Genomic DNA, 22,746 nt, shown 5'->3' with positions numbered 1-22,746 from the left:
CACCTATGGCAAGCGGATTCGGTAACAAACTGGTAATTGCAATTTCATCCCGGGCGCTGTTTAACCTCGATGCCAGCCATCAAGTGTTCGTCAACGAAGGGCTTGAGGCCTATGCTCAGTACCAAATTGAGCACGAAGATGAGCTGCTGGAGCCGGGGGACGCCTTTCCTATGGTGCAAAAGCTATTGCGCCTCAACGAGAACTTGCCCGGTGATCCGAAAGTTGAGGTGATTTTGCTCTCGCGCAACAGTGGCGATACTGGGTTGCGGGTGTTTAACTCCATCGAGCACTACAAGCTGAATATAACCCGGGCAGCTTTTTGCAGTGGCTTAAGCCCTTACCGTTATGCGGCTGCTTTTGGCTGCCACCTGTTTTTGTCCACCGAGGCCGAGGACGTGCGCAGTGCGCTAGCGCACGGCATTGCTGCCGCCACCTTGATGGCTCCCAAGCACCGCTCGGACAACGTCAATGAGCTGCGTTTTGCCTTTGACGGCGACGCTGTGCTGTTTTCTGATGAGGCCGAGCAAATCTTTAAACGACAGGGTTTAAGTGCCTTTACGGAAAGCGAAAAAGCCGCCGCCAAAACCCCACTCACCGGCGGACCATTTAAATCTTTCCTCGATGCACTGCACAAATTGCAGGTGGAGTTCGCCGAATCTGAAGACTGCCCGATTCGTACCGCGTTAGTGACTGCTCGGTCTGCACCCGCCCACGAGCGGGTAATTCGCACCTTGCGTGCCTGGAAAATTCGAATCGATGAATCACTGTTTCTCGGCGGGCTACCCAAAGGTGAATTCTTAAAAGCCTACGGCGCCGATGTGTTTTTTGATGATCAACTGGCTCACATCGATTCGGCCAGCGAGCATGTCGCCACAGGCCATGTGCCACACGGCATTGCCAACAGCCCCGAATTCAGTCGCTCGGGCAAGGTATAATCGATCTAAGCGTTCACAGTTATGGCACCTGTTTACGTGTTTTTTGGTTCTCATTTGAAAATCAGCTATTCTTGGCGTGAATAATCAACTATATTTTTATAACACTAGATAGATTGGCCATTTGGAGGGCTTATGAAGCTGCAACAACTGCGGTACATTTGGGAGGTGGCACACCATGACCTCAATGTGTCCGCGACTGCGCAGAGCCTGTATACCTCACAACCGGGAATCAGTAAGCAAATACGCTTATTAGAGGATGAGCTTGGGGTCGAAATCTTCTCCCGCAGCGGCAAGCATCTGACGCGTATTACACCGGCGGGCGAGGCGATTTTAAAGACCGCCGGAGAGATTCTGCGCAAGGTAGAAAGCATCAAGCAGGTCGCGCAAGAGTTTAGCAACGAGCGCAAAGGTAGCCTGTCCATCGCCACCACGCATACGCAGGCACGTTATGCGTTACCCCGCGTGATCGAGGAGTTTATCGGGCAGTACCCGGATGTGTCGCTACACATGCATCAAGGGACCCCAATGCAAATCTCCGAAATGGCGGCCGATGGCACCGTCGATTTTGCCATTGCCACAGAAGCGCTCGAGCTGTTCAGTGATTTGGTGATGATGCCTTGTTATCGCTGGAACCGCTGCATTGTCGTCCCCCGTAACCATCCCTTGGCGCAGCTGTCTGAGTTAACACTGGAAGAAGTAGCTAAACACCCCATTGTCACCTACGTATTTGGCTTTACCGGCCGCTCTAAGCTGGACGAAGCCTTTATCAGTAAGGGCTTGGCTCCTAAAGTGGTGTTTACCGCAGCTGATGCGGATGTGATCAAAACCTACGTCAGACTCGGGTTGGGTATCGGTATTATTGCCAAAATGGCTTTCGAGGAGTCCGCCGACAGTGATCTGGTTGCGCTTGATGCCGATCATTTGTTTGACTCCAGCATCACCAAAATCGGCTTCCGTCGCGGTACGTTTATTCGCGGCTTTATGTACGATTTTATCCAACAGTTTGCCCCGCATCTAACCCGCGAAGTGGTCGATCAAGCCTACAGCTGCCACTCGCGTGCCGAGCTGGATGAACTGTTTAGCAGTATGCACCTGCCTTCCTATTAGTAAACTTTACCGGTCGGCGCGGTGATCCGCTCGCCACGCTGGCTCGTAAAGAGTTTATGAACAAAAAAATTCCAGTGGGTGTCAGTCAGTGTTTGATGGGTGAGAGGGTCCGGTTTGATGGCGGGCACAAACGCTCACGCTATGTCACCGACCAGCTAAGTCAGTACTTTGAGTTTCTTTCGCTGTGCCCGGAAATGGCCATTGGCTTGGGTACGCCGCGCCAGCCCATTAGACTGGTAGCGAGCGAGCAGGGCACCCAAGTGCGCGGTACCCGCGATACCTCACTCGACGTCACCGAGCCTCTGGCCAGCTATGCCGAGGAGGTGCTGCCACAAATAGCCTCGCTGTGTGGTTACATCTTTATGCAGAAATCACCCAGTTGCGGCGTATTTTCGGTTAAGCGTTATCACAACAGCGGCGAACTCGCAGACAACGACGGCCGTGGCGCCTTTGCTGAAGTGATCACAAGGGCATTTCCGCTTTTACCCGTCGAAGAGGCCGGGCGATTAAACGATGCACGGCTGCGGGAAAATTTTATTGCGCGAGTGTATGCTTACCACGATTGGCAAGTTAATGTGGCAAGCGCACCAAGCGCGAAACGGTTGCTGGATTTTTACTCCCGTTACAAATATCAAGTGATGGCTCACGATTTACAAGCCTACCGCAACATCGGCCCGGTACTCGCCAATTTAAAAGCGGCACCCATTGGCGAAATTTGCGATAAGTTTTTTGCACTGTTTATGACAGCCTTGTCGCAAAAGGTCACCCGTAAGGGCAACACCAATGCGCTGATGCACTTGCGCGGTTACTTAAAAAACACCACCAGCGCCGATGAAAAAGCCGAAATCGGCGAGCTGATTGAGCATTACCGTAGCGGCATGGTGCCCTTAGTAGTACCGCTTACTCTACTCAAACATCATTTGCGCAAAGTGGACGACCCCTACCTGCAACAGCAAACTTTTTGGTCGCCTCACCCGGAAACACTAGGTTTGCGCAACACCAATGAAGAGTAAGCATCTGTATCACTAACCCCTATAGTCAACACTGATCTACTACTATGAACACGTTAATGTGGTTTCGTAACGATCTTCGCGTTACCGATAATCCCGCCCTCTACCACGGTTTAAAAAGCTGCACTGGCGATTTAATAGGTTGCTATATTTTGTGCGAGCAATATATTGCCGAGCATCCAATCAACGCCCGTCAGTTATGGTTTATACAACAACACCTGCAGCTGTTACAGCAAGCGTTTCGTAATTCTGGCCGAACCTTCACGGTTATAAGAGTAAAGCGCGCAAGCGATATTCCCGCTGCTCTGCGTAAACTTTCCAAGCAAGAGAGCATAGGCAAGTTAGTGTTTAACGCCGAGTACCCACTCAATGAGTTGCGCCGCGACAGGGCGACGGTTGCCTTACTGGAAAGTGAGGGTATTAGCTGCAAGCGTTATCACGACAGACCTCTGGTGCCACCCGGTATGGTTACGACCGCTCAAGGCACTCCTTACAAGGTGTACACACCGTTTGCTCGCGCCTGGCGCAACCAGATTAATAACGTGGCTTTAACGTGTTACCAAACGGATATACAGCCTGTTCCGCCGCCGGTGCAATTAGAAAAAAGCCAGCAAGCACAGATAAACAAGGTTTTTAAAGGGTGTTGGGGCTCTCGCGAGAAAGAAAGCATGGCGCCTCTATGGCCTGTGGGTGAGTTGGCGGCAGACGCCCGTCTTACCAGCTTTTGCCAAAAGAACATGGGGGCGTATCAGCAGCAGCGAGATTTTCCGGCAGCGGCTGGCACGTCCGCACTCTCGCCATACCTTGCCATCGGTGTGCTCTCACCCAAGCAGTGTTTTATTGCCGCGCGGGATGCGTCGGGTGTTAACTGGCAGGACGACGAAGGCGCCGCATGCTGGATTGGCGAGCTGATTTGGCGCGACTTTTATATGCACATCATAGCCGCGTTTCCCGCACTCAGCCGCCATAAGCCGATGCAACACTATACCGAGGGTTTTGCCTGGCGTACGGATCAAAACGACTTTACGCGTTGGTGCAAAGGTCAAACCGGTATTCCCATTATCGATGCGGCAATGCGCCAGCTCAACCAAACCGGCTGGATGCACAACCGCTTGCGTATGGTGAGCGCAATGTTTTTGACTAAAAACCTGCGCATCGACTGGCGCTGGGGCGAGCGCTACTTTATGGAGCAATTAATCGACGCCGATTTTTGCTCCAACAACGGCGGTTGGCAGTGGAGTGCCTCTACCGGCACCGACGCCGCACCTTACTTTAGAATTATGAACCCACAAACCCAATCTGAACGCTTTGATCCGACAGGCCATTTTATTCGCCGGTTTGTTCCCGAGTTAGAGCACTTAGAGGGAAAAAAAATCCATAAGCCGGCCGATAACGCAAGCGAGTATCCACAACCTATGGTCGATCTAAAAGCTTCGCGCGCAGAAACAATCGAAATGTTTAAGGCTCTGAAGTAGGGCGCGCGGTGTGGGTGCTTTGTGCCGACGCCGAGTCCTCTGGGGTAATGCCCCGTAAATCGTAAGCAAAAGCGATAATATGAGCTATCGCGAGGTATAGTTTTTCCGGTATTGCATCGCCTAATTCGAGGGTAATCAAAAAATCCACCAACGTGGCGTTGTCGCACAGTGGTACGTCGTTTGCCTCAGCGAGGTCAATAATTTGCTGCGCAACCTCGCCGGTGCCAGTAGCACTAATAACCGGCGCACTCGTGCCATCGTAATAAAGCGCTACGGCTTTTTGCAGCTCAACGTCGGTAAATTCATCGCTCATTGTTTATATCCACATAGGGCCGCTTCGGCCTTTTAATGCCCACTTACGTTTTAATATCCACTAAGTGGTAACTCAGCTGATTACCTTTATGCGGGGGTACCCCCTGATGAAACTGAACGTCACGCACATCAATATCATGCTTGGCCAGAGTATTGCGAATGTCGGTAAAAGCGCTTTCAGCTTTTGCGAGCGCTCGCGGTTGCTCTGACCAAAAGGCAACGCTTAATTGATCGGCTCTAAGGCGTAAGCGCACAAAAAATTCGCCGATCCCAGGGGGCTCCAGAGTTAAGTTAACCTGCCACACACGCACGGTTTCAGCGCTTGCCTCTGCCTCATGGTCTTTATCGGCGCGCTCTTCGATTTCGATGTGGGCCGGGTATAGGTGGCCGTCTAACCGTACGGGGATGTCAAAGTTTAAAGGCGCTTGTGCCGGCTCTGCGCCCCGGGCAGATCTGGCTTCTGGCTGCAACTGGTTCAGCCGCACCCGCGCCAGTGTGTTTAAGCTCAGCTGGTGCATCAACAGCACCAGCTGGGTTTGCAGCATACGCAAAGATTCTCCGCCGCTGCTTTGGCTATGACTGCTGAGCATTTGCATTAGTGAGGGCAGAGCGAGCTCACCGGTCACCGGCTGCGATGCCGCGGGCGTCGAAGGCGCGGGTGTTGGAGCACCGACGGGGGCTGGGTTTGCGCCGGCAGGGCGTAACGGCGCCAAGTACTGCAACAATGCCGCTTTTAAATCTTTCGCCAGCACATCTTTAACCGCGGTGTCGGGGGCTGGGCTGCGAATGGCGCGCATGAGCCGGGGCTCTAGCAACGTACCGCTTTGTTCCAGGGCGGTACGAACGGCCTTGCCCGAGGCAGGGGCGTTCAGGTTGAGGGCAATTTGATCAATCTGGCCCAGAAGTTTACCCAGACTTTTATCGCCGCCAACCTGAGTTACGCTGGGCGACACGTTGGGCAGCCGTTGCAGCTGGGACAACAAATCCTGCTGCCCCTGGCGTGGTAATAGCTCGCGTAGCACGGGCTTTAGGGCCGCAATCAGGGCGGTGGACTGGGGCGATGCTGGCTGGGCGAGTGGAGGCGCGTCGAACTTGGCGTTTAACGCCATCAATTTCCCCTGTTGAGTCATCTGGACATTGAGAAACTGGCCTTTTTGCAGTGGTTGATCAACCACCGTGGTCACGCTTTTGCCTCTTATTAGCAGGGCTGCCAGATGCATTTCATTACGAGCCATAGCGCTACGATAAGTGGTCAGTAGAGCGCTACGCGCACTTTCGGCCGTATCGCCGTTGGCTGAAGGGCTTTGGCCGCTTTCGGTACCGGCACTTAGCAGTTTGGCGCCTAAGGCCGCGCTTAGTGGGGTGCTTTTTAGAACCTGCGCCCGCGCTTGCTCTCCCGGTGTCAGCGGGAGGGTGCCGCCGGTGGGCGCAGTGCCTGTTGCGGGGCGCTTTAAGCTACCTGCTTGCGTGTATAAGCTGGGTATATCAACAGGCATAAAGCAATTCCATAGCAATTTTGGGGCGACTCATCGACTAATCAGTGTCGCTGGGTAAACATTTGCGGTCAACGCCTATATAATCGGCGCCACTATATACAGACTGTGTCGGCCGCCGATGCAAAAGTTTGAGCGCCAGTCGCCACTGGCCGTCGTACCCGACATTGGATAAAAACGTGAGTGAACCGCTACTGACACTGGATAATCTTAGCTGCGAGCGCGATGGTCGCCTGTTATTCAGTGGTGTTGACTGTGAGTGTCCAGCCGGCACATTACTGCAAGTGGTAGGTTTTAATGGCGCAGGTAAAACGACCTTACTGAATACCTTGACCGGTTTGTTACCCGCCGCCAAGGGCGACATACGCTGGCGCGGTGACTCAATCAGGAGCCAGCGGCAGGTGTTCCATCAAGAGCTGCTCTACCTTGGGCACCAGGTGCCGGTTAAGCCGCAATTGACGGTACGTGAAAACCTCTTGTGGCTTGGCGCGTTAAACCCTCCCGTTACTAAAGACGCCATTGCCGAGGCCTTGGTTCAGGTTGATTTGGCAGGCTTCGAACACTCGCCCAGCTTTGCCCTTTCGGCCGGACAAAAGCGCCGGGTACTGCTGGCGCAACTGTACCTCAGTCGCGCCACGTTATGGGTGCTTGATGAACCTTTCACCGCGATAGACAAAGCCGGCGTCCTCAAGCTAGAGGCCACCATGGCGCGCCATGCCGAGCAGGGTGGGATTGTACTATTCACCTCGCATCAGCCATTGGCAATGGCTGAATTTGCGGTGTTGGATTTGTCTCAGTTTCAACCCGCGCCGGGTGAAGCTTATGTCTGACGCGCAACACGGCTATCCCTTGGGGGCGGGCTTTAGGGCGATAATCCGTCGGGATTTAACGTCTGTGTGGCGCAATCGTAGTGATATTGCGAGCCCACTGGTGTTTTTCTTGATCAGCATCACCTTGCTGCCCTTGGGAGTCGATCCCTCCGACAAGCTACTGGCCACTATCGCGCCTGGGATGATCTGGATCATGGCACTGCTGGCAACCTTGTTGTCTTTGGATAGCTTGTTTCGGCAGGATTACGACGACGGAAGCTTAACCCAATTTATCTTGTCCCCTCAGCCGTTATACCTTACCGTGCTGGCCAAGGTCATTGTCCATTGGCTCACCACTGGGCTGCCACTGGCGATCATCGCGCCGTTGTTAGGCGTTATGTTATCTCTGCCGTCTGGGGGATATTGGCCCCTTGTGATATCGTTAACAATTGGCACCGCCATTATGAGTTTGATTGGTGCTTTAGGCGCGGCGCTTACGGTATGCTTGCGCAGCAGTGCATTGGTATTAACCCTCATTATTATGCCGCTGTACCTACCGGTGTTAATAATAGGCGCCAATACCGTTAGCTCTGCGATAGCCGGCGTTGGCGCCGCTCAGGGTTTGGCATTATTAGGGGCGGCACTGGCTATGGCGGTTTTAATTATGCCCCTGGCTGCGGCCGGTGCGCTGCGGATTTCCTCCAATCACTGATAATAAATAACGAGGTAGACACTTGGCTTGGCAATGGTTTCATCGACTCGGTTCGCCCCGCTGGTTTTACGAAAAGTCCAGTCGCTGGCTCGTATGGTTTGCGCCTCTAACGCTAGTATTAATGGTGGTAGGCATTAGCTGGGGGCTTGGCTTTGCCCCCATCGATAGTAAGCAGGGTAATAGTTACCGCATTATTTTTATTCATATGCCGGCGGCAGCACTGGCATTGGCGGGCTATTACATTATGGCCATTGCCGGTGCGGTGGGTTTAATCTGGAAGATGAAGCTGCCATTTATGGTCATGAAATCCGCCGCTCCCATAGGTGCCGCACTCACAGTGCTAACCTTAGCCACGGGCTCCCTGTGGGGGCATCCAACCTGGGGGACCTTCTGGGAGTGGGATGCGCGTAATATTTTTATGCTGGTGCTGTTGTTTCTGTATGCCGGTATTGTGGTGCTAGCTGAGGTCTACCCTAGCCGCGATGCGGCGGATAAAGCCTGCGCCATTCTTGCTTTGGTAGGCACCATCAATGTTCCGATCATCTATAAATCCGTCGATTGGTGGTACAGCTTGCATCAGCCCGCCAGTATCAAGCTTACCGGCGGTTCCAGTATTCACCCCAGCATGCTGTACCCATTACTGTTGTGTATTCTTGCCTATTATTGCTTTTACACACTAGCGCTCATTCTTTACACCCGCCGTGAAATTCTTGTGCGAGAATCACGCACCAAATGGGTTGCAGAGCTCGCGCAGGCTAAGTTTAGCCAATCGCAAAACGCATCAGGTGGTGCACCATGATCGAATTTCGTTTTGACTCATTATCAGACTTTTTACAGATGTCAGGCCATGGTATCTACGTGTGGGCCTGCGTTGCCATAGCGCTCGTAATACTTACCGCACTGTTGGTTTATCCCGTGATCAATGCGCGCACCCAGTTAACTCGCATTCACCGGCAACAGATTATGCAAAAGATGCAGCAAGAGCGGCATCAACAGGCAAACGCCAGCGCCCCCTAACCGGAAGATTTTATGCATCCAGCCAGAAAACAACGCTTACTCATTGTTATTGCCATCGTGGTGTTCTCCAGCATTGCTGCAGGCCTACTGGTTTACGCGCTGCGGCAAAACATAAATTTGTTTTACCCCCCTAAAGCTTTTAGTGCCGATGAGGTACCCAGAGGCGTACGCCTCAGAGCAGGTGGCTGTGTCAGCCCGGGTAGCGTGGTACGCAGCGAGGAGTCGTTGCAGGTGACCTTTACCCTAGTGGACCCGGAGGGCTCATTAAAAGTCAACTACGATGGAATTTTGCCGGACTTGTTCGCCGAGGGAGAGGCCGCCGTAGTGAATGGCCTGTGGCAGGAGGATGATATCTTCTACGCCGATCAGGTGCTGGCGAAACACGATGAAAACTATATGCCCCCAGAAGTGGCCGAGGCCATGAACAACGGCGAGAAGCACGAGGCCACGTGCGGAGAAATGACTTATGGTTCCTGAGTTTGGGCACTTTGTACTTATACTGGCTCTGTTAATTAGTGCCGCCTTGTTTGTATTGCCATTAGTGGGCGCGCACACTCGTTCGCTGCCGTTGATGCTTTCGGCGCGCTCACTGGCCACTGGCCAATTTGTATTAATTGCCGCGGCCTTTGGTTGTTTGCTGTGGGCATTTGTTCACGATGACTTCTCGGTTGCCTACGTCGCCAACCACTCCAACAGTTTAATGCCCGTGTACTACAAGGTAAGCGCTGTCTGGGGTGGGCACGAGGGCTCGTTACTGCTGTGGATTTTAATGCTGTCTGGCTGGACCTTCGCGATTACTGTTTTTAGTAAAGCGCTGCCGCTGGATTTGCAGGCGCGGGTGCTGGCGGTCATGGGGTTTGTGGCTACCGGTTTTTTAATGTTTATTCTGTTTACCTCTAACCCATTCGACCGAATTTTGCCTCTGGCCGCGCTGGATGGCTCCGATCTTAATCCGTTGCTGCAAGATCCCGGGCTCATCTTTCACCCACCATTACTTTATATGGGCTATGTCGGCTTTAGTACAGTATTTGCCTTTGCCATTGCCGCGCTACTCACTGGCAAACTCGACAGCGCCTGGGCCCGTTGGTCGCGGCCTTGGGCCACCACAGCCTGGGCTTTTTTAACCATTGGTATTGCCTTGGGGAGTTGGTGGGCCTACTACGAACTCGGCTGGGGCGGCTGGTGGTTTTGGGATCCGGTCGAGAACGCCTCCTTTATGCCCTGGTTGGTTGGTACGGCGTTGATTCATTCGTTAGCCGTAACCGAAAAGCGTGGCCTGTTTAAAAGTTGGACGATCTTGCTGGCGATTTTTGCATTTTCTTTAAGCCTGTTGGGCACCTTCTTAGTCCGCTCTGGCGTACTTACATCGGTACACGCCTTTGCCAACGACCCAGAGCGTGGGTTATTTATCCTGATCTTTTTGGGTGTTGTGGTCGGCGGCTCGCTGTTGCTGTTTGCGTTGCGTGCGCCGGTGGTTAAAAGCTCGCCTGGCTTTACCTGGTTGTCGCGCGAGACATTATTGCTAGCCAACAATGCTCTGTTGGTTATAAGCATGCTAACGGTGTTGTTTGGCACACTGTTTCCGCTGGTTGCAGACGCTCTTAAACTTGGCAAGTACTCCGTCGGTGCGCCGTATTTTAACCTCACCTTTTTACCTTTTATGGTGCTTATCTGTTTACTAATGGGTATTGCGCCAGCCAGCCGCTGGAAGCGCAGCGAGCTAGGCGTGATACGCAAAACGTTAACCTCTCCCTTTATCGCCAGCCTAGTAATCGCCTTACTTGTGCCATGGTTGCTGGGTGATTTTGCCTTAAGCATGGTGTTGGCAACCTTCCTCGGGGCATGGGTTACGCTTACCACCTTAAAAGACTTATGGCTTAAAAGCGCCAATAAAAACGGCCGCGCAAAAGGCTTAAAGCAGCTTAGCCTAAGTTACTACGGCATGGTGGTGGCTCATTTGGGTATCGCTTTGGCGGTATTGGGCGTGTGCTTTACCAGCCACTACAGCGACGAGCAAAAACTGCGCATGGATGTTGGTAAACCGGTAGAAGTAGCTGGATATCAGTTTACCCTAGAGCAACTCGACAAAATTCGTGGGCCTAATTACTTAGCCGATCAGGCCACTGTCAGTATGAAAAAAGACGGGCGCACCTTGCGGGTATTAAAACCGCAAAAGCGTCGCTATCTGGCCGGTGGCCAAATCATGACAGAAGTGGCGATCGACCCCGGTATTACCCGCGATGTTTATATTGCGATGGGTGACAATATCGATACAGACAGCTGGGCGATGCGAGTGCACTACAAAGCCTTTGTTCGCTGGATTTGGTTGGCGGCGTTAATGATGGCTGCCGGTGGGTTCCTCGCGGTTATCGACAAGCGCTATCGTAAGCGGGCCAAAGTAAAACAAAACATTGAAGCAGCAGGCGCTGTAGGCGAGGGGGCTTAGTGAGTCGATTAAAACTATTTGCGCCACTTATTATTTTATTAATTTTATTGCCGTTGTTTTATGTGGGGCTCACGCTCGACCCGAACGCAATGCCCTCAGCGCTGGTGGGTAATCAAGTGCCCGAATTTGAGCTAACAACGGTTGAGGATGAAAACCGAATCGTCACCGCCGATGACTTAAAAGGGCGGGTGACTTTGTTAAATGTCTGGGCAACCTGGTGCTTTGCCTGTAAAGCTGAGCACCCATACCTAGTTAAGCTCGCCAATGAAGGCGTGCATATTATCGGTGTCGACTACAGAGATGAGCGTGAGCCTGCACGTAAGTGGCTTAAAGATTTACACAATCCCTACGAGTACAGCATTTTTGATGGCGAGGGGCGGTTGGGAATCGACTTAGGCGTTACCGGTGCGCCAGAAACCTTTATTATTGATCGCGAGGGGATTGTTCGCTATCGGCATATAGGGGTCATCGACGACCGAGTTTGGCGCGAAACGCTTGAGCCATTGTATCGCTCGCTTAGCGAGTCGTAATTTTTTAACTTATGTGGACAGTGGGGCATTAAACTCCGCTGTCTCGTTTATCTACCCTGTGCGAGTGGCTAAAACGCGGGCATAAAAAAAGCCCCTCATTGAGGGGCTTTTTTAAATAGTGGCGGACCGGACGGGACTCGAACCCGCGACCTCCGGCGTGACAGGCCGGCATTCTAACCAACTGAACTACCGGTCCGCAAAACTTAACCCGGTAAAAACTTGTTAAGTGGTGGGTGGTACAGGGATCGAACCTGTGACCCTCGCCTTGTAAGGGCGATGCTCTCCCAGCTGAGCTAACCACCCGCGTTCAGAAGGTGCGTATTCTAATGATTCGGACGCAGACGTCAACCTCTTTTTTTCAAATACTGTAATTTTTTTTGTAACGCAAAAGCGCCGCCGATTGCGGCGGGCTTACTCGCATAGAAAGCGGCAGGTGGGTATACTCGCTAAAACATGTATAAGGTTGTTGAAGATGCTCAAACTATTGATTCCCTTACTGATATTTTTTGCCTCAGTGTGCTCCGCCGAGGCCATCTACCAATTCGATAATGAGGTTGATGAAGCTCGCTTTAAAGCCTTTATTAATGAAATGCGCTGCCCAACCTGTCAGAGCCAAAACCTGGCGGGCTCTGATGCGATGATTTCGCAAGATTTACGTCGCGATATTTACGAGCAAATTAAAGAGGGGCGCAGCGACAAAGAGATCACCGATCATATGGTGGCACGTTACGGCGATTACATCCTCTACCGGCCACCACTTACGCCCGCCACCTTGGCGCTTTGGTTAATGCCCGCCGTTTTGCTGGTGATCGCCATCATTGTCATTATTTTAATGATTCGTCGCCGCCGTGCTGAGCAGCTTGAACAACCGCTCAACCCGGATGAGCAAGAGGCGCTAAACCGCCTGTTAAACACAAATAGTTCAACCAATAAGCGTCAGGGGTCGTCCGATGAGTGAATTTTTGCTGGCCGCCGGGGCGGCATTATTCTTGGTGGCGCTTATTTTTATCTGGCCTGTATGGCGGGCCAAGCGCCTAAGCGGCTTAGTGTTTGCTCCGCAATCGGGTAACGATCAGCGCAGCAGTGAGAATTTGGCACTGTACCGTGAGCACACCGCCGAGCTCGATAATGAACTTCGTCTCGGGCGAATCGACCAGGCGCAATACGACCGCCTAGCCACCGAATTGCAACGTAACTTTCTCGCCGACCAAAAAGGCGAGGGGGAGCGCCCGTTGCACCAGCGCGGCGGCGCTATCTTGTTGGCAGCTCTGGCGCTACTGGTGTTGGCTAGCGGCTGGATGTACTTAAATCAGGGCTCCAGTGGTGACGTTCTGTTTGCCCAAATGCAGCAACAGCTCGAGCGCGACAACATGGCACTTATGCGCGCCGGCGAAGTGCCCGGGGCAGAACCTACCCGCGAGCTAGTCGCCGCTATCGAAGCGCGCCTAAAAAATCAGCCGGATAACGCCCAGTACTGGTATTTGCTGGGTCGCTATGGCAGTCAGATCGGCGACTTTGACGCCGCTGAACGAGGCTTTCGTGAGGTATATCAGCGCGCACCGGCAGACCCTGGTAACGCGTCGGCGCTCGCTCAAGCGATCTTTCTGGGCAATGGCAATCAAATAAACGGCGAAATAACATTTTTGGTGGAGCGAGCGCTTGAGCTGGACGGCGAAGATACCACCGCGCTGGGCCTGGCGGGTATCAGTGCGTTTGAGCAGCAACAGTTTGCCGAGGCGGCAAAGCTGTGGGGCACCGCGGTTAACCTGACCCCAGAAGGCGCGCCCGGCCGGCAAGCGCTCATGGCCGGCGTCGTTCGCGCCCGTGAAGAGGCGCAACAGCGCGGCCAGAGTACAGACAGCGATGCGACGCAAACCTCTGAGACAAGTACAAGTGGCGAGGCAAGCTGGACGATTCCGGTAGCCATAACCCTTGCCCCAGACTTACAAGTGCCCGAGGGTTCCACGCTGTTTTTATACGCTCGCGAGTATCAGGGTAGCCCTATGCCCCTTGTTGTCACTCGGCTCCCGGCCGCTCAGTTTCCAGCGACAATTGTATTGGATGAAACTATGGCCATGACAAGTGCCGACCGCCTGTTTGCCAAAGGGCAGGTCGAGATCGTGGCGCGGGTCTCGGCAAGCGGTCAGGTAACCCCTGCCGCTGGCGACCTCCAGGGGTTGCGCGGGCCGCTGGCGATCGATGACCTGCCGAACCCTGTTGAGGTGGTTATCGATACCCAGCTGTAGGCGGGAGGGGTAAGGGTGAAATTTGCGCCACATGCGCAAAGATTGTACAGCCTGCTAATGCAATAGATTAAATGCTGCCTAACGGGCCAAAAAGATTGCTGTTTTGCTGGCGTGAAAGGTGTAAAGGTTTGGGCAAATGTGTAGAATTCTCCGTTAAAATTTGGCTCGCTGCGGGGTTTGAGCGCCAGTGGACGGGTCTGCTCTCGCACTGAATGTCGCAAAGCTTCCAATACTCGCCCTGGGCGAAGATAACGAGTGACAAGGACCTATGCGGTTAAAATGTATTAAATTGGCGGGATTTAAGTCCTTCGTCGACCCGACAACCGTCAACTTCCCCAGTAACCTCGGGGCCGTAGTCGGCCCTAATGGTTGCGGTAAATCTAACATTATCGATGCTGTACGCTGGGTAATGGGGGAGTCGTCCGCCAAAAATCTGCGTGGCGAGTCCATGACGGATGTTATTTTTAACGGTTCTGGTGGGCGCAAGCCAGTGGGCCAGGCTTCTATCGAGTTAGTGTTTGATAACAGCGATGGCACCCTAATGGGGGAGTACGCCGCGTTCACCGAAATCTCAATCAAGCGTAAAGTCAGCCGTGACGGGCAAAACAACTACTATCTAAATGGCGCAAAATGTCGCCGCCGGGATATTACCGATATCTTCCTGGGTACCGGCCTTGGGCCCCGCAGTTACGCTATTATCGAGCAGGGCATGATCTCCCGCCTGATTGAGGCCAAGCCAGAAGAGCTGCGTGTCTATATCGAAGAAGCCGCGGGTATCTCTAAATACAAAGAGCGCCGCCGCGACACCGAAAACCGCATGCGCCGCACCCATGAGAACCTTGAGCGCTTAACCGATATCCGCGATGAGCTCGAGCGCCAGCTCTCTCGCTTAGAGCGGCAAGCGCAAGCGGCGGAAAAATACACCGAGTTTAAAAAGCAAGAGCGCCAGCTTAAGGCTCAGGTACAAGCAATTAAGTATCGTGAGCTCGATCAGCAAGCCAGTGGTAAGCAACAGGCGATTCGCGAGCTTGAGTTGCGCATGGAGTCGTTTGTGACCGAACAGGTTAACAAAGACACCACCATTGAAAAATGCCGTACCCAGCACGCCGAGCTCAGCGATAAATTTAACGAAGTTCAGGGCCGTTTTTACGCCATTGGCGCCGATATCGCTCGCATTGAGCAAAGCATTAAGCACGCCGAAGAGCGCAACCGGCAATTACAGGCCGATATCGAGCGCACCGACCGCGAAAATCGCGAAGCGCAAGATCGCCTGCAGGTCGACACCGAAAAAGCCGAGCAATGGCAAGAAGAGCTGCTGGAGATCGAGCCCGAGCTCGAACTGGTACAGGCCGCCGAAGAGTCGTCCGGCGACTTGCTGGCCGAAGCTGAAGAGCACATGCAAACCTGGCAGGGTGAGTGGGACGATTTTAACCTGCGCGCCGCCGAGCCACGCCAGCGCGCCGAGGTGCAGCAATCCCGTATTCAACACCTGGAACAAGTGCAACAGCGCCTGCTTAGCCGGGTAGAAAAGCTCAACGAAGAAAAACGCGGCCTGGGCGACAACAGCATCGATGACACCGAGATCGAGCAACTGCGAGAGCAATTGGCCGAGCTTGAAATGTTAATGGATGAGCAGCGCGAGCGGGTTGAGAGTTACGCCGACCAGCTAGAGCAATTGCGCAGCGATGGCCAGCGCTACAGTGAAGAGCTCGACAGCAAACGCAGCCAACTCCAGAGTATGCGCGGGCGTCACGCCTCACTCGATGCTTTACAGCAGGCCGCACTGGGCGAAAAAAATAAGGCTGTTACCGGTTGGCTAGAAGCTCGTGGGCTCGCGGATGCGCCGCGTCTGGCTGAAGACGTTAACGTTTCAGACGGTTGGGATAAAGCTCTGGAAACTGTGCTGGGCAACACCCTGCAAGCTGTGTGTGTTGATGGCATGGACGCAACCGCTGAGTTTATTGCCGAGCTGGCCCAAGGCGAGCTGGTATTGCTCGATCGCAAAGCCAGTACCAACGCCGCTTCCGGCAACCAGAGCACGCTGGCCAGCCATGTCTCGGCCAGCTGGGATGTGGCCGGGCTGCTAAGCGGTATTTTTGTCGCCGAAGATTTATCGGCTGCACTCGCCATGCGTGACAACCTCAGTGCCGGCGAGTCTGTGGTTACCCGCGATGGCGTATGGCTCAGCGCTCATTGGATTAAAGTCGCCCGCGACACAGACGCCAGCGCCGGTGTTATTGCCCGTCGTCAAGAAATTGAAGAGCTCGACGCCGCGATACTCGACGCCGAAGCGGCGGTCGAGAAACTGGCCGCCGACTCCAGTGAAAACCGCGAACAATTAAAAAGTATCGAGAGCGAGCGCGAAAATGTACGCCGTGAGCTCGATAGCCACAACGCGCGCCACAGTGAACTGCGCTCTAGCATAAGTGCCAAACAGGTTCAGCTCGAGCAGCTTGGTATGCGCAAAAGCCGGCTTGAGGCTGAAGTGCGTGAAGCCCGCGAGCAAATGGAGCAAGAGGCCGAGCAACTGGCCGAAGCCCGGGTTATTTTAAGCGATGCCATTGGTGCCATGGAGCAGGACACCGACGAGCGCGAAGGGCTGTTAGCTCGTCGAGATCAAATCCGTGCCACACTTGACGGCGCCCGGCAAAAAGCCCGGCACGACAAAGACAAAGCGCACGAATTGCAAATGCGCGCCGCGTCGCTAAACACGCAAATCGACAGCATTAAACTCAGTATTGCACGCTTGCACGAACAGGCCGAGACGCTTAACGAGCGCCGCGAGCAACTGGCCGAATCCATGAGCGAAAACCGCGATCCAGCGGAAGAAAACAAAATGGAGCTCGAGTCGGCACTGGCCAAGCGCGTTAATGTTGAACAAGAGCTCACCGAGTCGCGTCGCACACTGGAGGCGGTAGAGCATGACTTGCGCGAAGCCGAGCAATCGCGCAATAAAGCCGACCAGGAAGTTCAAGCCGTACGCGGCCACCTCGAACAAGAGCGTTTGGCGGCACAAACCTTTGAGGTACAGCGTAAAGGCTTAGCTGAACAACTGGCAGAAGACAGTTTTGATTTACAGACGTTGCTGGACAACCTCGAAGACGACGCTGAGCGGGCACCGCTTGAGGCGGAGCTGGAGCAACTGGCCAATCGTATCAGCCGTTTGGGCGCCATTAACCTGGCCGCTATTGATGAATACAAAACCGAATCAGAGCGAAAGAATTACCTGGACGCGCAAAACGAAGATTTGATGGAAGCACTCGAAACGCTCGAAAACGCCATCAAAAAAATCGATCGCGAAACGCGCACCCGCTTTAAAGAAACCTTCGACCAGGTTAACGGTGGGTTGCAGGAGCTATTCCCCAAAGTGTTTGGCGGTGGTCACGCTTACCTTGAACTAACCGGTGAGGACATGCTCGATACCGGTATTGCGATTATGGCCCGCCCACCGGGCAAGCGTAACAGCACCATTCACCTGCTCAGTGGTGGTGAAAAAGCGCTTACGGCGATTGCCTTGGTGTTTTCGATTTTCCGTCTGAATCCGGCCCCGTTTTGTATGTTGGATGAGGTTGATGCGCCGCTGGATGATGCCAATGTTGGCCGTTATGCGCGTATGGTTGAAGAAATGTCAGAGCAGGTCCAATTTATCTACATCACCCACAACAAGATCGCCATGGAAATGGCCCATCAGTTGCTTGGTGTCACGATGCACGAGCCCGGCGTATCACGCCTGGTTACCGTCGATGTGGATGAAGCGGCCGAGCTCGCCGCCATTTAAACGTCGGAGCACTTGCTCTGCGTCAAGAATTAAAGTGGATATAGCAATATGGAAACTTGGTTAACGATAATTGTTGTGTTATTGATCGTTGGTATCTTGCTTGATGGCTGGCGCCGCATGCGTGCCTCACGTCGAGATGCCATTCGTGTTTCAAAGCGTGCTAAGCGCTTTGAAAGTAGCGGCGAGCCCTTTGATGAGCCCTTTACCAGCGAACTGCCCAATGGTGGAGCAAGAGTCGTTGGTACCCGCGGTGACGAGCCGGGCGCAGACGAGCACACGCCGGCCGCGACCAATAAAAGTCGCATCCCGCAACAGGTTACTCTAAACCTCGATGAATCTGTCCCTATGTTGATGGAATCCGTCGAACAAAACGCCGCACCCGAAACGGCCGCACAAGCTCAAGCCGCTGAGCCGCACACAGGCGACGATGATTTTGACAGCGGTATCGAGGACCGTGTTGAGCCAAGCTTTAGCGCCATTGATGAGCCCGAAGATCCCGCCCAACAAAGTGGCTATCAAGAGCCAAGCTTTAGCGGCCGTGACGAGCCTGAAGCTGCCCCCGAGCAGCCCGATGAAGTCGTCATTATTAATGTGATGGCGCCCGAAGGGCATCAGTTCTCGGGTAATGCGCTACTGGATGTGTTACTGCAATGCGGCATGCGCTTTGGCGACATGAATATTTTTCATCGCCACGCTCACGAAACCGGCGAGGGCCCGGTCCTCTTTAGTTTGGCCAATATGGTAAAACCCGGTGTATTTGACCTTGAGAATATGGCCAGCTTTCACACCCCCGGTGTGAGCTTATTTATGACGTTACCCATGCGTCCGGACAGCTTAAAATCGTTTGATATTATGCGTGACGTTGCGCAGGCACTGGCCGACAACTTAGGCGGCGAGCTCAAAGATGAAAACCGCAGCGTAATGACCCGCCAAACCATGGAGCACTGTCGTCAGCGTATCGCTGAATACGAGCGTAAACGTCTGTCACGCGCGACAAGCTAAATCCGAGAGCCACCTTCGGCAACCGTTTTATTAGGTAGAGTAAACTTTGGTCCAGCAAACATCCGGGTCGGCAAGCGCCGAACTCAATCGGTTACGCGATGAGATTAACCGATACAACTACCAATATTACGTACTCGACGAGCCCACCGTGCCGGACGCCGAGTACGACCGTTTATTTCAGCAACTAAAAGCCATTGAGCAACAACACCCCGAGTGGATTACGCCCGATTCGCCCAGTCAGCGCGTGGGGGCGCAGCCGTTAGCGTCATTTACCACAGTAGCGCATGAAAAGCCCATGCTATCGCTGGATAATGCGTTTGCCGATGACGACCTAATCGCGTTTGATAAACGCTTAAAAGATCGCTTAGGTTTTGACGGCTCGATCGAATACGCCTGCGAGCCAAAACTCGACGGCATTGCCATTAGTTTGTTGTACGAAGACGGGCTTTTAGTGCGTGCGCTAACCCGTGGCGATGGCCTAAACGGTGAAGACATTACCGCTAATGTGCGCACCATTAAATCGGTACCGTTAAAATTATACGGCGATGATTACCCCTCGCGGCTTGAAGTGCGCGGTGAAATCTTTATGCCTAAGGCGGGCTTTGCCGCATTAAACGAAGCCGCTCGCGCCGCTGACGAAAAAGTTTTTGTTAATCCGCGTAACGCTGCGGCCGGTAGTTTGCGGCAGCTGGACTCTCGCATTACCGCCAGGCGCCCCCTGCAGCTGTGCGCTTACAGTGTGGGTATCCATGAAGGTCAGGCGCTGCCCGCTAAGCATACGGACATACTTCATCACTTAAAGCGCTGGGGTTTTGCGCCTAACGACCAATTAAAAACCGCGCAGTCCATCGATGAGTGTATCGCTTATCATCAGGCACTGGGCGAAAAGCGCGACTCTTTAGCCTACGATATCGACGGCGTGGTGTTTAAGGTTAACGCTATTACTCAGCAAGAAACACTCGGCTTTGTATCGCGGGCGCCGCGCTGGGCTATTGCTTATAAGTTTCCGGCGCAGGAAGAAATGACCACGCTGGATGCGGTTGAGTTTCAGGTGGGCCGTACCGGCTCTATTACGCCGGTGGCGCGATTAGCGCCGGTGTTCGTCGGCGGGGTGACTGTCTCAAACGCAACCTTGCACAACCGTGATGAAATAGCGCGCCTGGATGTGCGTGTTGGTGATACCGTTATTGTCCGCCGGGCAGGCGATGTGATTCCGCAAGTCGTAGCTGTGGTTAAAGAGCGTCGCCCCGATGATGCGAGCGAAATTGTATTTCCGTCAGAATGTCCTATTTGCGGCTCGCCTGCCACCGAAGTGCCAGGTGAAGCCGCCATTCGTTGTGAAGGTGGCTTAATTTGTCCCGCACAGCGCAAAGAGGCTATCCGCCATTTTGCTTCGCGCAAGGCCATGGATATCGACGGCTTGGGCGACAAGCTGGTAGAGCAATTAGTCGATAAATCGCTTATCACTACCGTCGCTGATTTATTTAGCCTGACTCGCGAGCAGCTCGCAGGGTTAGAGCGCATGGGCGAAAAGTCGGCCGACAACTTATTGCTAGCTCTTGAAACCAGTAAAACCACCAGCTTGGCGCGCTTTATTTACGCGCTCGGGATTCGCGAAGTGGGGGAGGCCACCGCCCGTAACTTAAGTGCTCACTTTGGTCAGCTGGATGCTTTAGCCGCGGCCGATGAAGAAACACTTCAAGGTGTCGACGATGTAGGGCCGGTCGTTGCGCATTTTATTCGCGACTTTTTTGTCGAGCCAGAAAATATCGAGATCATCACCCGGCTGCGTGCACTGGGGGTCAACTGGCCAGAAACCGACAAATCAGCAGAAGTTGATATACCGCAACCGTTGGCGGATCAAACCGTTGTGATCACAGGCACTCTCGAGAGCATGAGCCGTGACGAAGCCGGTGAGCAGCTGCGAGCGCTGGGCGCAAAGGTGGCTGGCAGTGTTTCTAAAAAAACGAGCTTTATCGTCGCAGGGCCTGGGGCCGGTTCTAAGTTAACTAAAGCCGAAGCTTTAGGCGTAGAGGTGCTGGACGAGGCAGCGCTAGTAGCCTTGCTCGCCCAACACAGCAACGAGTAAGCGTTAAAGGTCATGCTTATCGGCCACCGAGAGTACAACCGTGGGTAGGGTTATGGATCAAGAATCGATCGTCTACGGCTGCATCAAAGATAGCATTCAGGGTGTTGGCTATAGCGAGCGCATACGCACTAACCGCGAGGCGATGCTAAGCTTGCCGCGCGCCGACAACTGGCCATTTTTGTGCCAGGAGATGTTTGCGATTCCGGCGTTGGATGCGTTAACCCGCAACTACCAAACCGAGGTGATGCACTTTGGCGCCTCCTACCAGGCGGTGGAGTACGAGTGGAACCAGTGGATCGAACAGTTTGAGACGCTACTGGGCAAAATGTACTGGGTGTCAGCCACAGTACATTTAGAAACCGAGCTGTGCGGTACTCACACGTTTACCTGGGAGAGCAGCCGCAACTATCACACGCCCGGCTCGGGTGATATGTACATACAATGCCAGTGGAGCCACGAAAGCTCCCTGGGGATTTAACCATCAGCACTGGCAGAGACTTTATGCAAACACCACAATTTCGTTTTCGTCGCATGCGTCGCACCAACGCTCTGCGCCGTATGGTGCGCGAGACGCAACTAAGCTGCGCCGACCTAATTTTGCCCGTCTTTGTCGAAGAGGGTATTACCGAACCCGTCGCCATCGACAGCATGCCGGGTGTTGTGCGTTACCCCGAGGCGCAGCTGGCAGGCGTGGTTCAGCGCGCCGCTGCAGCCGATATCCCTGCCGTGTTACTGTTTGGCGTATCGCAGCACAAAGATGCCGTGGGCAGTGACACCTTTGCCGACGACGGCCTATTGGCGCGTATGATAAAAACGGCCAAAGCCGCCGCGCCCGAGATTACCGTTATCAGTGACAACTGTTTTTGCGAATACACCGATCACGGTCACTGCGGTGTCGTGGCCGAAGACGACGTGGAGAACGACACAACACTGGTTAATTTACAACGCCAAGCGCTGGTGTGTGCACACGCCGGGGTCGATATGATTGCACCGTCTGGCATGCAAGACGGTATGATTGCCGCGCTACGTGAAGCACTCGATGGTGCGGGGTTTACCCATATCCCGATAATGTCCTACTCGACCAAGTTTGCCTCGGCCTTTTACGGGCCGTTTCGCGACGCGGTGGACAGTACCTTTAAAGGCACTCGTAATACTTACCAGATGGATCCGGCCAATGCCCGTGAGGCCCTAGCTGAATCACTGCAGGATGAAGCCGAAGGCGCCGATATATTAATGGTTAAACCCGCCCTGGCGTATCTCGATGTGGTTAATCAAATTGCCACTCACAGCGAGCGACCCGTGGCGGTGTACCACGTCAGTGGTGAGTACGCCATGATTAAAGCCGGCGCCAGTGCCGGGGTGATCGATGAAAAAGCCATCGTCATGGAAACCATGCTCTCGTTTAAGCGGGCCGGGGCCGACTTAATTATTACCTACTACGCCGAACAATTGGCCACATGGCTAAGTGAACCCAATGTCTAAATCCCTTATTATTTCTTTGGTTTCGATCGTAATCGGGGTTATCACCATTGCCGTCGGGTTATACGTGCTAAGCATTACCCCGGCGCCCGCGCCTGAAGCCGGTGTAGCCGAGCCCGCCGATCCGTTTGTGGTGGTGCCCCAAGTCGCGCCGAAAGATCAGGTACCGACGGCAAGCGATGTTCCCGGCACACCAGCCGAGCCGGGCTCGGAGCCTTGGTGTGAGCAAATGATGGTAAAGCCGGACGATCAGTGGAATGACGCGGACTCGCGCTTATTTGCGCAACGCTGCGTGTACGAATAAGC

The 22,746-nt window shown here is 53.8% G+C and carries 21 protein-coding genes and 2 tRNA genes; 19 read left to right on the top strand and 4 right to left on the bottom strand.

Features of this window, described 5'->3' with window-relative positions:
- Positions 1-5 precede the first annotated feature (5 nt).
- From SD69_RS11075 to SD69_RS11060, 4 genes are all read left to right on the top strand, one after another.
- On the top strand, positions 6-935 hold the full coding sequence (locus SD69_RS11075) for a 5'-nucleotidase (RefSeq protein ID WP_041523271.1): 930 nt from the start codon (positions 6-8) through the stop codon (positions 933-935).
- Between the two features lie 132 nt (positions 936-1,067).
- Positions 1,068-2,042, top strand: coding sequence for an HTH-type transcriptional regulator CysB (gene cysB, locus SD69_RS11070; protein WP_041523270.1), 975 nt, complete (start codon positions 1,068-1,070; stop codon positions 2,040-2,042).
- Between the two features lie 56 nt (positions 2,043-2,098).
- Positions 2,099-3,055 (top strand): YbgA family protein, encoded by a 957-nt coding sequence (locus SD69_RS11065; protein WP_041523269.1) that lies wholly within the window; start codon positions 2,099-2,101, stop codon positions 3,053-3,055.
- Between the two features lie 56 nt (positions 3,056-3,111).
- On the top strand, positions 3,112-4,527 hold the full coding sequence (locus SD69_RS11060) for a cryptochrome/photolyase family protein (protein ID WP_232301178.1): 1,416 nt from the start codon (positions 3,112-3,114) through the stop codon (positions 4,525-4,527).
- Here SD69_RS11060 and SD69_RS11055 read toward each other — a convergent pair.
- Both SD69_RS11055 and fliK read right to left on the bottom strand, forming a co-directional pair.
- Complete coding sequence (locus SD69_RS11055) at positions 4,511-4,840, bottom strand: EscU/YscU/HrcU family type III secretion system export apparatus switch protein (protein WP_052481088.1); 330 nt, start codon at positions 4,838-4,840, stop codon at positions 4,511-4,513. The two genes, SD69_RS11060 and SD69_RS11055, sit on opposite strands and share 17 nt — an antisense overlap.
- 43 nt (positions 4,841-4,883) lie before the next feature.
- On the bottom strand, positions 4,884-6,335 hold the full coding sequence (gene fliK, locus SD69_RS11050; RefSeq protein WP_041523267.1) for a flagellar hook-length control protein FliK: 1,452 nt from the start codon (positions 6,333-6,335) through the stop codon (positions 4,884-4,886).
- A 176-nt stretch (positions 6,336-6,511) separates the two neighbouring features.
- On the opposite strand from fliK, the gene ccmA reads away from it, so the two are divergent.
- Genes ccmA through SD69_RS11015 form a run of 7 tightly spaced genes read left to right on the top strand, consistent with a single transcriptional unit; the run spans position 6,512 to position 11,846 of the window.
- Entirely contained in the window at positions 6,512-7,162 is a 651-nt protein-coding gene (gene ccmA / locus SD69_RS11045; protein ID WP_041523266.1) for a cytochrome c biogenesis heme-transporting ATPase CcmA, read from the top strand.
- Positions 7,155-7,853, top strand: coding sequence for a heme exporter protein CcmB (gene ccmB, locus SD69_RS11040; RefSeq protein WP_041523265.1), 699 nt, complete (start codon positions 7,155-7,157; stop codon positions 7,851-7,853). Before ccmA ends, ccmB begins: the two co-directional genes overlap by 8 nt.
- 22 nt (positions 7,854-7,875) lie before the next feature.
- Positions 7,876-8,652 (top strand): heme ABC transporter permease CcmC, encoded by a 777-nt coding sequence (gene ccmC, locus SD69_RS11035; protein ID WP_041523264.1) that lies wholly within the window; start codon positions 7,876-7,878, stop codon positions 8,650-8,652.
- Positions 8,649-8,870, top strand: a complete 222-nt coding sequence (gene ccmD, locus SD69_RS11030) for a heme exporter protein CcmD (RefSeq protein WP_052481087.1) — start codon at positions 8,649-8,651, stop codon at positions 8,868-8,870. The genes ccmC and ccmD overlap by 4 nt, the downstream gene beginning before the upstream one ends.
- Before the next feature lie 12 nt (positions 8,871-8,882).
- Positions 8,883-9,347 (top strand): cytochrome c maturation protein CcmE, encoded by a 465-nt coding sequence (gene ccmE / locus SD69_RS11025; protein ID WP_041523263.1) that lies wholly within the window; start codon positions 8,883-8,885, stop codon positions 9,345-9,347.
- Complete coding sequence (locus SD69_RS11020) at positions 9,337-11,316, top strand: heme lyase CcmF/NrfE family subunit (RefSeq protein ID WP_041523262.1); 1,980 nt, start codon at positions 9,337-9,339, stop codon at positions 11,314-11,316. The genes ccmE and SD69_RS11020 overlap by 11 nt, the downstream gene beginning before the upstream one ends.
- The gene (locus SD69_RS11015; protein WP_041523261.1) at positions 11,316-11,846 is read left to right on the top strand and encodes a DsbE family thiol:disulfide interchange protein; all 531 of its coding nucleotides are present in this window, start codon (positions 11,316-11,318) and stop codon (positions 11,844-11,846) included. The genes SD69_RS11020 and SD69_RS11015 overlap by 1 nt, the downstream gene beginning before the upstream one ends.
- A 119-nt stretch (positions 11,847-11,965) precedes the next feature.
- Here the strand turns inward: SD69_RS11015 and SD69_RS11010 are convergent.
- Together SD69_RS11010 and SD69_RS11005 are read right to left on the bottom strand one after the other, a co-directional pair.
- A tRNA-Asp gene (locus tag SD69_RS11010) sits at positions 11,966-12,042 on the bottom strand.
- Positions 12,043-12,073: 31 nt separating this feature from the next.
- Positions 12,074-12,149, bottom strand: a tRNA-Val gene (locus SD69_RS11005).
- A 169-nt stretch (positions 12,150-12,318) separates the two neighbouring features.
- Here SD69_RS11005 and SD69_RS11000 point away from each other — a divergent pair.
- From SD69_RS11000 to SD69_RS10965, 8 genes are all read left to right on the top strand, one after another.
- Positions 12,319-12,804 (top strand): cytochrome c-type biogenesis protein, encoded by a 486-nt coding sequence (locus tag SD69_RS11000; RefSeq protein ID WP_041523260.1) that lies wholly within the window; start codon positions 12,319-12,321, stop codon positions 12,802-12,804.
- Positions 12,797-14,092 carry a c-type cytochrome biogenesis protein CcmI gene (ccmI, locus tag SD69_RS10995; protein ID WP_041523259.1) on the top strand — a complete coding sequence of 432 codons (1,296 nt, stop codon included), beginning with the start codon at positions 12,797-12,799 and terminating at the stop codon, positions 14,090-14,092. Before SD69_RS11000 ends, ccmI begins: the two co-directional genes overlap by 8 nt.
- Positions 14,093-14,360: 268 nt before the next feature.
- A complete protein-coding gene (gene smc / locus SD69_RS10990; protein WP_041523258.1) occupies positions 14,361-17,870 on the top strand; it encodes a chromosome segregation protein SMC in 3,510 nt (1,169 codons plus the stop codon).
- Between the two features lie 48 nt (positions 17,871-17,918).
- Positions 17,919-18,872 (top strand): cell division protein ZipA, encoded by a 954-nt coding sequence (gene zipA, locus SD69_RS10985; RefSeq protein ID WP_041523257.1) that lies wholly within the window; start codon positions 17,919-17,921, stop codon positions 18,870-18,872.
- 46 nt (positions 18,873-18,918) lie between these two features.
- The gene (ligA, locus tag SD69_RS10980) at positions 18,919-20,961 is read left to right on the top strand and encodes an NAD-dependent DNA ligase LigA (protein ID WP_041523256.1); all 2,043 of its coding nucleotides are present in this window, start codon (positions 18,919-18,921) and stop codon (positions 20,959-20,961) included.
- Positions 20,962-21,013: 52 nt separating this feature from the next.
- Positions 21,014-21,439, top strand: a complete 426-nt coding sequence (locus SD69_RS10975) for a hypothetical protein (RefSeq protein ID WP_041523255.1) — start codon at positions 21,014-21,016, stop codon at positions 21,437-21,439.
- Between the two features lie 23 nt (positions 21,440-21,462).
- The gene (hemB, locus tag SD69_RS10970) at positions 21,463-22,443 is read left to right on the top strand and encodes a porphobilinogen synthase (protein ID WP_041523254.1); all 981 of its coding nucleotides are present in this window, start codon (positions 21,463-21,465) and stop codon (positions 22,441-22,443) included.
- Positions 22,436-22,744, top strand: coding sequence for a DUF3012 domain-containing protein (locus tag SD69_RS10965; protein ID WP_041523253.1), 309 nt, complete (start codon positions 22,436-22,438; stop codon positions 22,742-22,744). The genes hemB and SD69_RS10965 overlap by 8 nt, the downstream gene beginning before the upstream one ends.
- Positions 22,745-22,746 lie beyond the last annotated feature (2 nt).

Source organism: Gilvimarinus agarilyticus, assembly GCF_000832015.1.
GTDB lineage: Bacteria > Pseudomonadota > Gammaproteobacteria > Pseudomonadales > Cellvibrionaceae > Gilvimarinus > Gilvimarinus agarilyticus.
Note: the sequence above shows the minus strand (reverse complement) of the source record. Positions and strands in the feature narration are given on the sequence as shown.